The following is a 12,873-nucleotide window of genomic DNA, read 5'->3' as shown; positions in this document are numbered from 1 at the left end:
CGAGCCTGTCCGGGTTTCGTCGTTTCAGCCCTTGGGTAGGGCGATGACGACGAGCAGTCCGGGGGCCGCGTCTTCGAGTGCGATCGTGCCGCGATGAAGTCGGACGATCGCCTGGATCAGGGGCAGTCCGAGGCCGTGCCCTTCGTCGTGGCGGCTGGCGTCGAGCCGCCCGAACCGCCGCAACGCCAGCTTGCGCTGATCCGCTGGAATGCCGGGGCCGGTATCGGTCACTGTGAGCGTGGCAGTCTTGCCAGTGGTCGTGACGCCGATCTCGATGCGGGTGCCGGGTGGGGTGTGGCGGAGCGCGTTCTCGATCAGGTTCACGAGCATCTGGCCGAGCAGCTGGCGATCGCCGACGATCTCGGCCACGGGCGATGTTTCCAACGTAAGCGTCCGGTCGCCATCGGCGACTACCGGCTGCATCATCGTCGCGATCTCTTCGGCCAGCGCCGCCAGATCGAGCGTCGCGAACGCCGCGCGCCGATCGCCGCCTTCGATCTCCGCGATCCGCAGCATCGCCGAGACTATCTCGAGCAGTTCGTCGCTCATCGCGATGGCGGTTTCGAGATCGTCGCGTTGGCTGTCCGTCTGGGCCCGACGCAACGCCAGCGCCAACTGGCTGCGCAAGCGTGCCAAGGGCGTGCGAAGATCGTGCGCGATATCGTTGGAGACGTTGCTGATCCCGGCCATCAGCTCCGAAATACGGTCGAGCATGCGGTTGAAGGCCATCGCCTGGTGCGCGAACTCGCCGCCCGATCGATCGACCGGCACGCGCCGCGACATGTCACCATCGATGATCGCGTCGACCGTTCGCCGGGTCTCGCCGATCCGCCGTCCGATCGTGATGACGAAAAACAGCAGGCCGCCGATGACGACCAGCAGGATCGATCCGAAGCCGATGAGGTAGATCCGGACACGTGCCGCATTATAGTCGTCGAACGGTTCGGTCTCGGCGATCGTCACCAGCGTCATGCCGTGCCCGACGTCGCGGACCAGCGCACGCCCGGCGGATAGCCCCGCGATCTGGTCCTTCAACGCAACCGTCGAGAACCCCATCGGCAGGCGACGCGGCAAGGCGATGTTGCCGCTGAGCCTGCGACCGGTCGCATCCAGCAGCAGGAAGCCGATATCGCCGGTATCACGCTCGCGGGTCGCGGCGTTGATCCGCCGGACGAGTTCTTCGGGACTGCGGTCGCCGGAGATACCGGCGGCGGCATCGCTCACGACCAGGATACGACGATCGACCAGTCGCTCGATCGTGCGTTGCGTCGCGGTGTAGATCGCGAACCCGGTGCCGAGCGTCGCGACGAGGAACGCGATCAGGAACGCCAGCGTCAACGCGCGCAGCGATCGCAGGCGGATCATCCGCGCAGCATGTATCCAACGCCGCGCACCGTGCGGATGGGATCGTCGCCGCCCGCCGCGGTCAGTTTGACGCGCAGGTGGCGGACATAGACGTCGACGATGTTGGTGGTCGGTGCGAAGTCGTACCCCCAGACCCGCTCGACCAGCATCGCCCGCGTCAGCACCGCATCGGCATTGGCGACGAACTCGGCGAGCAGCTTGAACTCGAGCTTGCCGAGATCGAGCGCGATGCCGTCGCGCCACGCGCGGAACTTGGTCGGGCTGACGACGATATCGCCGGCGTGGATCGTGTCGCCGGCGCTACCGGTCCAGCCGCGCCCGCGCATCAGCGCGAGCAGGCGTGCGTTCAGTTCGACCGCGGCGATCGGCTTGACCACATAATCGTCCGCGCCGGCCTCCAGCCCCTCGACCTTCTCGACCGAGCGCCCGAGCGCGCTGAGCATGATGACCGGCATCGTGATGTTCGCGCTCCGCAGCCGCTCCAGCACGGAGATGCCGTCGATCTTCGGGAGCATCCGGTCGAGAATCACCGCGTCGAACGCCTGGCTATCCACCGCGGCAAGCGCGTCGCGGCCATCCGGCGCCACCGTCACCCCGTGATCGAACCCGCGCAGTTCCTCGGCCATCGCCTGCGCGAACACGGTATCGTCCTCGACCAGCAGAATGTTCAGGCTCATCACGGTCTCACTCGGGCAAGCATCTGTCCTATCGTGGATCGTCGCGCGTACAAGCGTCTTGCGGGCTCAGGCGGAGGCCACAATGCTGTCCATCGCCAAGCGAGAGCGTCGCATTGGTTCACGCGAAGGCGCGAAGGCGCGAAGCGATGAGAAGAATGGGTTCGCGCGGAGACGCGGAGACGCGGAGAGTTCTCCGGACCAACGGTCCCCTTCATCATCGCCGCAAGATGATGAACGAGACGCCTGTACCGCCCGCAACACCTCCGCGTCTCCGCGTCTCCGCGCGAACAAACCTTCTTTGCGCCTTCGCGCCTTCGCGTGAACACACCTTCTTAAATCCGCCCACCCGTTACGGCAGCAGGATTGTGCTCCCCGAAGTCTCACCCGCCTCGATTGCGCGATGGGCGGCGGCAGCCTCTTCGAGCGGAAAGGTCCGGCCGATCTCCGGCGTAACCGCGCCGTTGTCGAGCATCGCGAACAGGCGGGCGATGCCGGCCTGCCTTTCCTCCGACGTGACGTAATAGTCGAACAGCGTAGGCCGGGTCACGAACAGCGAGCCTTTCCGCGCGAGGACGCCGATGTTGACGCCGTCGACCACCCCGCCCGCATTGCCGTAGCTGACGATCAGCCCACGCCTGGCCGCGCTGTCGAGAGACGCGTCCCACGTCGCACGCCCGACACCGTCGAGGACCACCGGAACGCCCTTCCCGTCGGTGATCTCGCGGACCCGCGCGGCGATGTCCTCGGACTTGTGGAGGATGACGTGGTCGGCACCGGCTTTCCGCGTCCGCGCGGCCTTGTCCTCGCTGCCGACGCTGGCGATGACGGTCGCGCTGATCGCCTTCAGCCAGCCGACGAGGATGTGCCCGACTCCGCCCGCCGCCGCGTGGACGAGCACGGTCTGGCCCGCCTGCACCTTGGCGCAGCGCTCGACCAGGAACTCGGCGGTGGCGCCCTTGAGCAGGATCGCCGCGGCGGTCTGGTCGTCGAGCGTGTCGGGCAGCTTGAACAACTGGTTCGCGGGCACGTTGCGCTCGGTCGCGTAGGCGCCGCGCGACGGGCCGAAGGTACCGACGCGGTCGCCGGGCGCGAAATCGGTCACGCCCTCGCCGACCGCCATCACCACGCCCGCCGCTTCGCTACCGAGACCCGAGGGCAGATCGATCGGGTACACGCCGCTGCGGTGGTAGGTGTCGATATAGTTCAGCCCGACCGCGGTGTTGCGCATCCACACCTCACCCTTGCCCGGTGGCGGCAACTCGACGTCGCGCCACTGGATGACCTCGGGGCCGCCGGTCTTCTCGATGAATGCCACTCTCGCCATGCCGGCCTCCTGATGAATTTCCCGGTCAACCTACGGCATGCGTTTCGGGTTGCAACCGATCTCCGGCGAGCCCATTCCTTGGCAAGACAAGATGCGGAGAGGCACGATGAAAAGCTATTTGCAGCAGTATATTGACGGCGCTTGGGTCGATAGCGAGGGCGGCACCGTCTATCAGGTGATCGACCCGTCGACCGAGCAGCCCTGCACCGAGATCACGCTCGGCACCGCCGCCGATGTCGACAGGGCCGTGGCTGCGGCGCGCTCGGCGTTCGAGAGCTGGAGCCAGACCAGCGTGCAGGAACGCCTCGACGTGCTCGGCCGGATCATGACCGAGTACAAGGCGCGGATGCCCGATCTGGCAAAGGCGATGTCGCAGGAGATGGGCGCACCGATGGCGCTCGCCTCGATGGCGCAGGCGCCGACCGGGCTCGCGCATTTCTCGGCGACCGCTAAGGCGCTGGCGGCGTTCGAGTTTTCCGAGACGATCGGCAAGGCGACCGTCGTGCACGAACCGCTCGGCGTCGTCGCGATGATCACGCCGTGGAACTGGCCGCTGAACCAGATCTGCGCGAAGGTCGCCCCTGCGCTGGCCGCGGGCGACACGATGATCCTGAAGCCGTCCGAGGAAGCTCCGTCCTGTGCGGTGATCCTCGCGGAGATCATGGACGCGGCGGGCGTGCCGGCGGGTGTGTTCAACCTCGTCAACGGTGACGGTCCAGGCGTCGGCGCAGCATTGTGCGCGCATCGCGACGTCGACATGGTGAGCTTCACCGGCTCGACGCGCGCCGGCATTGCGGTCGCTCTGGCGGCGGCGCCGACCGTGAAGCGGGTGCATCAGGAGCTTGGCGGCAAGGCGGCGAACCTCGTACTCGAAGGCTCCGATCTAGCCGCGGTGCTCCCGCCGACGGTCGCGGGGGTGCTCGCCAATTCGGGGCAGAGCTGCATCGCGCCGACCCGACTGCTCGTGCATGCGAGCCAGGTTGCGGAGGCGACCGCGATCGTGAAGTCGATGATGGAGCAGACCAAGGTCGGCGATCCTGCGGAGATGGGCCAGCATATCGGCCCGGTCGTCAACAAGGCGCAGTTCGACAAGATCCAGGGGTTGATCCAGTCGGCGATCGACGAAGGCGCGACGTTGGTGACGGGCGGTGTCGGGCGTCCAGACGGGCGCAATGCGGGGTATTACATCCAGCCGACGTTGTTCACCGACGTGCGGCCGGACATGCGGATCGCGCAGGAGGAGACGTTCGGCCCGGTCGCGACGATCACGTCGTACGCCGATCAGGACGAAGGCATCCGCATCGCCAACGCGACCGAATACGGCCTGTCGGCGACAATCTCGGGCGATCCGGCGGCTGCGGCGAAGGTCGCGCCGAGGTTGCGCGCAGGGCTGGTGACGATCAACTCGTGGAGCCCGGACATCGGCGCACCGTTCGGCGGGTATAAGCAGTCAGGGAATGGTCGCGAGAACGGGCGCTATGGGCTGACCGACTTCATGGAGGTGAAGACGATCACCGGCCTGCCGGGTGACGTGCGCCAGGGGAAGCCGGCCGAAGCTGGGGCTTAAGGGTTAGGAGCATGACGCCAGCATGTGGGGGGCTCGTCAAGCACGAGCCCCCCACATGCTGACGAAAGTCAGGATCCAGGGTTACTACAGTCAGCCTTTGTGGCTCTGGATCCTGACTTTCGTCAGGACGACGGACGGGGTAACGGGCGGGCCAGCCTAGTCGAGGTTTGGCCGCAACCACCGTTCCGCGGTCTTCAGGTCCGCCCCACGTCGTGCGGCGTAATCCTCGAGCTGGTCGCGACCGACGCGCGCGACGCCGAAATACTCGGCCTGTGGGTGGCCAAAATAGAAGCCGGATACCGCCGCGGTCGGGAACATCGCGAAGCTCTCGGTGAGTTCGAGGCCGGTCGCGGTCGGGGCATCGAGCAGGTCGAACAGGATCGGCTTGAGGCTGTGGTCGGGGCATGCGGGGTAGCCCGGCGCGGGACGGATGCCGCGATATTGTTCCTTGATCATCGCTTCGTTGGTGAGCTGTTCGTCGGGCGCATAGCCCCACAGGTCGGTGCGGACGTGTTTGTGGAGGCGTTCGGCGAACGCCTCGGCGAAGCGGTCGGCGAGCGCTTTGAGCAGGATGTCGTTGTAATCGTCATTGTCCGCCTTGAAGCGGGCGATGTGGTCGTCGATCCCGTGGATGCCGACTGCGAAACCGCCGAACCAGTCGTCCTGGGTGTCGACGAAATCGGCGAGACACATGTTGGCACGGCCTTCGCGCTTGGCGATCTGCTGGCGGAGCATGGGGAGACGGACCTCTTCCTGCTCCCTCTCCCCTGCGGGGAGAGGGTTGGGGTGAGGGGCTGTTCCGGGCGCTGCACTGCTTGGCTGCCCCTCACCCCAGCCCTCTCCCCGGAGGGGAGAGGGGGCAAGGACGACCACATCATCGCCCTCACGCCGCGCAGGCCACAACCCCGCGACGCCTCGCGGGGTCAGCCACTTCTCCGCGACGATCGTGTCGAGCATCGCCTGCGCATCCGCATACAGCGAACTTGCGCTCTCGCCGACGACCTCATCGGTCAGGATCGCCGGGAAATTTCCCGCGAGTTCCCACGCGCGGAAGAACGGCGTCCAGTCGATATAGTCGCGCAGATCAGACAGGTCCCAGTGCGCGAACACATGCACGCCCGGCTTCACCGGAGCAGGCGGCTTCATCGCAAAGTCCGCAACGAACCCGCGCGCGCGCGCCGTCTCCAGCGGCAAAAGCTCGCTCTGCCCCTTGTTCGCGCGCGAGATCCGCACCGCCTCGTATTCATCCGCGGTCTTCGTCACGAAGTCGTCGCGGATCGTGTCCGACACCAGGGTCGACGCGACACCCACGGCGCGGCTCGCATCGAGCACATGCACGACCGGGCCATCATAGGCCGGCGCGATCCTGAGCGCGGTATGGACCTTCGACGTCGTCGCGCCGCCGATCAGCAGCGGCATCGTCATGCCTGCGCGCTTCATCTCCTCGGCGACGGTTACCATCTCGTCGAGCGACGGCGTGATCAGCCCGCTCAGACCGATCATGTCTGCATCGTTCTCGTTCGCAGACTCGAGGATCTTCGACCACGGCACCATCACGCCGAGATCGACCACGTCGAAGCCGTTGCACTGGAGCACGACGCCGACGATGTTCTTGCCGATGTCGTGCACGTCGCCCTTGACGGTTGCCATGATGATCTTGCCCTTGCCGCGCGCGCCTGGTTCCTTGGCCGCCTCGATATAGGGCAGCAGATGCGCGACCGCCTTCTTCATCACGCGCGCCGACTTGACGACCTGCGGCAGGAACATCTTGCCCGATCCGAACAGGTCGCCGACGACGTTCATGCCGTCCATCAGCGGGCCTTCGATCACCTCGATCGGACGCCCGCCATTGCCGGCGATGATCAGCCGCGCTTCCTCGGTATCCTCGACCACGTGCAAGTCGATGCCCTTGACCAGCGCATATTCGAGCCGCTTGTTGACGCCGAGCGAGCGCCATTCCGCCGCCGCCTTCTCCGCCACCACGTCGGTGCCGCGATAGCGTTCGGCGAGCGCGACGAGCCGGTCGCCTGCCTCGGGATCGGTGTTGAGCACGACGTCCTCGACTGCCTTGCGCAGTTCGGGATCGATGTCGTCATAGATGTCGAGCTGGCCGGCGTTGACGATCGCCATGTCCATGCCCGCGGGGATCGCGTAATACAGGAACACGCTGTGCATCGCGCGGCGGACAGGCTCGTTGCCGCGGAACGAGAAGCTGAAGTTCGAGAGCCCGCCCGAGATGTGGCAATGCGGGCAGCGTGCCTTGATCTCCTTGCACGCCTCGATGAAGTCGACGCCGTAGTTGTTGTGCTCCTCGATTCCCGTCGCGACCGCGAAGACGTTGGGATCGAAGATGATGTCCTCGGGCGGGAAGCCGATCCCGACGAGCAGCTTGTACGCGCGCTCGCATATCTCGACCTTGCGCTCCTTGGTGTCGGCCTGGCCGACCTCGTCGAACGCCATCACGACCACCGCCGCGCCGTACGCCATGCACTTCATCGCCTGGCTGAGGAACTGCTCCTCGCCTTCCTTCATGCTGATCGAATTGACGATCGGCTTGCCGCTGACGCACTTCAGACCGGCCTCGATCACGCTCCATTTCGAGCTGTCGACCATGAACGGGATGCGCGCGATGTCGGGTTCGGCGGCGATCAGCTTCAGGAACGTCGTCATCGCGTGGTGCGCGTCGAGCAGCCCCTCGTCCATGTTGACGTCGAGCACCTGCGCGCCGCTCTCCACCTGCTGGCGCGCGACCTCGACCGCAGCGGGATAGTCGCCGGCCATGATCAGCTTCTTGAAGCGCGCCGAGCCGGTGACGTTAGTGCGCTCGCCGATGTTGACGAAAGAGGTGGAGGAGGTTGTCATCTGTCTGGTTCTTCCCCCCCTCCCGCAAGCGGGAGGGGGTCGGGGGGTGGGCGCCCGCCATCCGCGAGCTAATCGTTGGAGGAGAGCGCGAGCCCACCCCCTGCCCCCTCCCGCATGCGGGAGGGGAAAGAAGTTACGCGGCCATCGTGAACGGCTCGAGGCCGGCGAGCTTTGTCCGCACTTCCGGCCGAGCCACAGCCCGCGGCTCAAGCCCGCGCACCCCATCCGCCATCGCCTTGATATGCGCTGGCGTCGAGCCACAGCACCCGCCGAGCACGTTGACCTGCTTGGCGACGGCCCACTCGCCGACCAATCCGGCCGTCGTCTCCGGCTGCTCGTCATACTCGCCGAGTTCGTTCGGAAGCCCCGCGTTCGGATACACCATGATCAACGTATCCGCGATCGCCGATAGCGTCTTCACATGCGGCCGCAGCTGCTCCGCGCCGAACGAGCAGTTCAGCCCGATCGTGATCGGCTTGGCGTGCCGCACCGCATGCCAGAACGCCTCGACCGTGTGCCCCGACAAATTGCGCCCAGACAGATCCGTCAACGTCATCGACATCATGATCGGCACGTCGCGCCCCAGAGCCTCACCCGCCTCGATCGCCGCCATGATCCCGGCCTTGGCGTTGAGCGTATCGAACACCGTCTCGATCAGGATGAAGTCGACGCCGACCCCCTCGCCGCCTTCGAGCAACGCGTCGATCTGCTCGCGGTACACGCCCTTGAGGTAGTCGAAGTCGATCTCGCGAAAGCCGGGATCGTTGACGTCGGGCGACAGCGACAGCGTCTTGTTGGTCGGCCCGATCGCGCCGGCGACGAAGCGCGGTCGGCCGTCCTTCGCCTCGTACTCGGTGGCGAGCGCGCGCGCGATCCGCGCGGACTCGACGTTGATCTCGCGCACCAGATGCTCGGCGCCGTAATCTGCCTGCGAGATGACGTTCGCGCTGAACGTGTTGGTCGAGACGATGTCCGACCCAGCTTCGAGATACTCTCTCGTAATCGTCTCGGGGACGTCCGGCTTGGTGATCGCCAGGATGTCGTTGTTGCCCTTCTGGTCGTGGCTCAGGCCGAGATTGCCCGCATAGGCCGCCTCGTCGAGCTTCCAGTTCTGGATCTCGGTCCCGAACGCGCCGTCGGTGATCAGGATGCGCTTGGCGGCTTCCGCGTTGAAACGTTCACGTGGTGTCATCGTCAATCTCCTCCCCTCCCGCTGGCGGGAGGGGTCGGGGGAGGGAAGTGCCGCAAACGAGACGGTCGGGTTGGGCCACGCCCTCCCCCGACCCCTCCCGCCAGCGGGAGGGGAGTTACGCCGCGGCGACCTTTTCAGTCGGCTTCGCGCGCACGCCGAGCATGTGGCAGATCGCGTAGGCCAGTTCCGCGCGGTTGAGCGTGTAGAAGTGGAAATCCTTCACGCCGCCCGCATAGAGCCGCCGACACATCTCAGCCGCGATCGTCGCCGCAACGAGCTGCCGAGCCGAGGGATGATCGTCGAGGCCCTCGAACAACCGGTCCATCCACGCCGGGATTTCCGCACCGCAGAGCCCCGCGAACTTCCGCGTCTGCGCGACATTCGACACCGGCAGGATCCCCGGCAGGATCTGCGCGGTGATCCCGGCCGCCGCAACCCGGTCGCGAAACCGGAAATACGCCTCGGGCGAGAAGAAGAACTGCGTGATCGCGCGGGTCGCACCGGCATCGATCTTGCGCTTCAGATTGTCGATGTCGGCGTCGTGACCGCCCGATTCCGGATGGCACTCGGGATACGCCGCGACCGAGATCTCGAACGGATGCAGCTTCCGCAACCCAGCAACCAAAGCCGCCGCGTTCTCATATCCGCCCGGATGCGCCTGATACGGTTGACCCAAGGTTGGCATATCGCCACGCAGCGCGACGATGTGGCGTACGCCCGCCGCCCAATACTCTTCCGCGACCTGGTCGATCTCGGCCTTGGTCGCCTCGACGCAGGTCAGGTGCGCAGCGGCGTTCATCGACGTTTCGCGCTGGATCCGCGCCACCGTCGCGTGAGTCCGCTCGCGCGTGGAGCCACCCGCGCCATACGTTACCGAGACGAAATCCGGGCCGAGCGGTTCCAGCGTGCGGATCGCCTCCCACAACTGCGTCTCCATCTTCTCGCTCTTGGGCGGGAAGAACTCGAAGCTCAGCCCGACATCGCCCGCGAGATCCGCGAACAGCGGTTCTTCGAGCGCGCGGCGCGCTTCGGCCAGTTGGGGGATCGAAATGTTCGTCATGCCGCCTTCACCTCACGCAAGCTCGCGCCGATTTTCCGACCGAGCCATAATTTCACCGTCAACTCGCCGCCCTCGAGCGTTTCCACGCGCGCCGTCTGCAAGCCCGCCGCTTCGAACCAGGCCCCCATCTGCTCGTCCGCGAACCCCAAGCGCGTATGCGCATCGCGCAGCCGCAGATCCTCACGGTCATGGCTGGCGAAGTCGGCGATCAGCAATCGTCCACCGGGCGAGAGCACGCGCGCAGCCTCCCTGACCGCGGCACCGGGCTGCTGCGCGAAATGCAGCACGTGGTGCAGGATCGCGACATCCGCAGCGCCATCCGCCATCGGCAGCGCGTAGAGATCGGCCTGGCGCAGTTCGGCGTGAACCATTTCGTGCAGCTTCGCGCGCGCGAGCCGCAGCATTTCCGAACTGCGATCGATCCCGAGCGCGACCTTTGCGCGCCCGCCAAACAGCTCGAGCATCCGCCCGGTGCCCGTACCGATATCGATCAGCGTCCCGACCGGCGCATCGCCGAGCACGGCAGCCATCGCCGCCTCGACCTCGCTGTCGGCGACGTGCAGCGACCGGATCGCGTCCCACTCGTCGGCATGCCCCTCGAACCACGCCGCGGCGCTAGCTGCCCGGTCCGCGCGCACCGCTGCAAGCCGCGCCGCATCCGCGACCGCCCAGTGATCCGGCTCGGCCTTCGCCCAGACGTCGAGTGCGCCCGCGACCGGCTCGACCACGTCCGCAGACCCCAGCGCGACGAACACCCAGCTGCCTTCCTTGCGACGTTCGGCAAGGCCGGCGTCGCACAAGATCTTCACATGGCGCGAAACGCGTGGCTGGCTCTGGCCGAGCACCTGCGCGAGCTCGCCGACCGACAGCTCCATCCGCCGCAACAGCGCGAGGATCCGCAACCGGGTCGCGTCCGCCAAAGCACGGAAGATTTCGAGCGCCATCGTCATGCCAAGACATATAAAGAATTCTTTATATGAGGTCAACGCAGGCGTGCGCGTCTTCGACATTGGCCATGTCCGCCCGCGACTTATCGCATCGCGGCCGATCGTGACGGATCGGAAACGCTTTATCCGCGTTCGATTGCGCTATGGGCTGGGCATTACCCGGTCCACAAGACGACATCCACGGGAGTAGATACCTATGAAGAAGTTCCTGATCCCCGCCCTGGCGCTCACCGCCGGCCTCGCAGCCTGCAGCAACAACGCGCAGGACCAGACCGCACAGGCCGCCAACGCGATCGCCGCCGATGCCAGCGCAACCACCGCCAATGCCGTCGACGACGTCAGCGCCGCCAGCGATCGCGCGCTGGGTTCGGCCGAGCGTTCGCTCGACAACGCCGGCGCCAAGATCGACAACTCGACCGACCATCTCGACGCCAAGGCCGACCGCGCCGGTGACCGGATCGAAGCCGGTGCAGACCGTGCGGGTGCTGCAATCAGCAACGGTGCGGACCGCGCCGCCGACGCCACCGGCAACGCGCTGACCCGCGCTGGCAACGCGATCAAGGACTAAGCCTTGCCTAGGCGCCCCCACTTCTCCGTCGCCCCAGCTAACGCTGGGGGCTCCCGGTTCGGGTCACGACGACCGCTCCGGGAGGATGCTAGCCTTCGCTGGCACGACGGCATGATGGTGGGGGCGCTGTTTGCTATTTCAGCGCTCGCGGCGTGTTCGCCTGCGAGCGAACCCGGCGCGGTCACCGCCGACGAAGCGCACCAGTTGAACGAAGCCGCTGCGATGCTCGATGCGAACAGCGTCGATCTGAACGCGGTCGCCGCCGCACCTGACGATGCCGTGACCGATACCGAAACACCCTCGAACCAAAGCGACCAGACCCGATGACACTTCGCCGCCTCGGCTCGACCGATCTGAAGATCGCCCCTCTCGTCCTCGGCGGCAACGTGTTCGGCTGGACCGCCGACCGCGCCGCCAGCTTCGCCGTGCTCGACGCGTTCGTCGCCGGCGGCGGGACGATGATCGACACCGCCGATGTCTATTCGGCCTGGGTCGATGGTCACAAGGGCGGCGAATCCGAGAGCATGATCGGCGAATGGCTGAAGGCCAGCGGCAAGCGCGACGATGTCCTGATCGCGACCAAGGTCGGCATGCTGCCGGGTGAAGGCGGCGAGAAGCTCGCCCCGGCGCGCATCGCCGCCGCTGCCGAAGCCTCGCTGAAGCGCCTCGGCACCGATCGCATCGACCTGTATTACGCGCATCAGGACGACGACTCGCAGACGCAGGAGGCTGTCCTCGAAGCGTTCGGCAAGCTGGTCGATGCGGGGAAAGTCCGCGTGATCGGCGCCTCGAACTTCCACGCCGCCCGCCTGAAGTCGGCGGTCGAGGCGGCCAAGACCTCGGACCTGCCGCGCTATCACGTCCTCCAGCCCGAATATAATCTCGTCAGCCGCACCAAGTTCGAGGGCGAATTGCAGGATTACTGCGTCACCGAGAACATCGGTGTGCTGCCCTATTACGGCCTCGCCTCGGGCTTCCTCACTGGCAAGTACCGGACGAAGGACGATCTGGGCCAGAGCGTTCGCGGCGGTCGGATGGGCGAATTGCTCGAAGGTACCGGCAAGGCTGTCCTCGATGCGATGGACTCGGTGGTCGAAGCTACTGGCGCCACCCACGCGCAGGTTGCGCTGGCGTGGCTGATCGCACAGCCCGGCGTGACGGCGCCGATCGCCAGTGCCACCAGCGTGAAGCAGATTGAAGACCTTCTGCCCGCGATGACGCTGGAACTGTCGAAGGACCAGTTGGACGCGCTGATGGTCGCCGGCGCCTAATCCTTAATCCTCCCCCGGTAGGGGGAGGTGTCGCCGAAGG

11 protein-coding genes are annotated in these 12,873 nt (G+C 66.2%); 4 read left to right on the top strand and 7 right to left on the bottom strand.

The window, feature by feature from the left end; all coding sequences use genetic code 11:
* Positions 1 to 24: 24 nt before the first annotated feature.
* The 3 genes from AC1MH0_RS18590 to AC1MH0_RS18580 form a co-directional block, all read right to left on the bottom strand.
* Positions 25 to 1,365, bottom strand: coding sequence for a sensor histidine kinase (locus tag AC1MH0_RS18590; protein WP_480963988.1), 1,341 nt, complete (start codon positions 1,363 to 1,365; stop codon positions 25 to 27).
* Positions 1,362 to 2,042: a response regulator transcription factor gene (locus AC1MH0_RS18585; RefSeq protein ID WP_480963987.1), complete on the bottom strand. Its 681-nt coding sequence runs from the start codon at positions 2,040 to 2,042 to the stop codon at positions 1,362 to 1,364. The genes AC1MH0_RS18590 and AC1MH0_RS18585 overlap by 4 nt, the downstream gene beginning before the upstream one ends.
* A 349-nt stretch (positions 2,043 to 2,391) precedes the next feature.
* Entirely contained in the window at positions 2,392 to 3,366 is a 975-nt protein-coding gene (locus AC1MH0_RS18580) for a quinone oxidoreductase family protein (RefSeq protein ID WP_480963986.1), read from the bottom strand.
* A gap of 106 nt (positions 3,367 to 3,472) precedes the next feature.
* Here AC1MH0_RS18580 and AC1MH0_RS18575 point away from each other — a divergent pair, with 106 nt between their 5' ends.
* Positions 3,473 to 4,933, top strand: coding sequence for an aldehyde dehydrogenase family protein (locus AC1MH0_RS18575; RefSeq protein WP_480963985.1), 1,461 nt, complete (start codon positions 3,473 to 3,475; stop codon positions 4,931 to 4,933).
* A 156-nt stretch (positions 4,934 to 5,089) separates the two neighbouring features.
* On the opposite strand, the gene metH is transcribed toward AC1MH0_RS18575, so the two are convergent.
* From metH to AC1MH0_RS18555, 4 genes are all read right to left on the bottom strand, one after another.
* Positions 5,090 to 7,795, bottom strand: a complete 2,706-nt coding sequence (gene metH / locus AC1MH0_RS18570; RefSeq protein ID WP_480963984.1) for a methionine synthase — start codon at positions 7,793 to 7,795, stop codon at positions 5,090 to 5,092.
* A 133-nt stretch (positions 7,796 to 7,928) separates the two neighbouring features.
* Positions 7,929 to 8,987 (bottom strand): homocysteine S-methyltransferase family protein, encoded by a 1,059-nt coding sequence (locus tag AC1MH0_RS18565; RefSeq protein WP_480963983.1) that lies wholly within the window; start codon positions 8,985 to 8,987, stop codon positions 7,929 to 7,931.
* Between the two features lie 115 nt (positions 8,988 to 9,102).
* Positions 9,103 to 10,047 (bottom strand): methylenetetrahydrofolate reductase, encoded by a 945-nt coding sequence (gene metF / locus AC1MH0_RS18560; RefSeq protein WP_480963982.1) that lies wholly within the window; start codon positions 10,045 to 10,047, stop codon positions 9,103 to 9,105.
* Complete coding sequence (locus AC1MH0_RS18555) at positions 10,044 to 10,997, bottom strand: ArsR/SmtB family transcription factor (protein WP_480963981.1); 954 nt, start codon at positions 10,995 to 10,997, stop codon at positions 10,044 to 10,046. Before AC1MH0_RS18555 ends, metF begins: the two co-directional genes overlap by 4 nt.
* A 193-nt stretch (positions 10,998 to 11,190) precedes the next feature.
* Here AC1MH0_RS18555 and AC1MH0_RS18550 point away from each other — a divergent pair, with 193 nt between their 5' ends.
* The 3 genes from AC1MH0_RS18550 (at position 11,191) to AC1MH0_RS18540 (ending at position 12,833) form a co-directional block, all read left to right on the top strand.
* Positions 11,191 to 11,562 (top strand): hypothetical protein, encoded by a 372-nt coding sequence (locus AC1MH0_RS18550; protein ID WP_107955214.1) that lies wholly within the window; start codon positions 11,191 to 11,193, stop codon positions 11,560 to 11,562.
* A 111-nt stretch (positions 11,563 to 11,673) separates the two neighbouring features.
* Positions 11,674 to 11,889 (top strand): hypothetical protein, encoded by a 216-nt coding sequence (locus tag AC1MH0_RS18545; protein WP_480963980.1) that lies wholly within the window; start codon positions 11,674 to 11,676, stop codon positions 11,887 to 11,889.
* On the top strand, positions 11,886 to 12,833 hold the full coding sequence (locus AC1MH0_RS18540; protein WP_480963979.1) for an aldo/keto reductase: 948 nt from the start codon (positions 11,886 to 11,888) through the stop codon (positions 12,831 to 12,833). The genes AC1MH0_RS18545 and AC1MH0_RS18540 overlap by 4 nt, the downstream gene beginning before the upstream one ends.
* Positions 12,834 to 12,873 lie beyond the last annotated feature (40 nt).

The sequence above is a fragment of the Sphingomonas sp. AP28 genome, from assembly GCF_056680455.1.
Note: the sequence above shows the minus strand (reverse complement) of the source record. Positions and strands in the feature narration are given on the sequence as shown.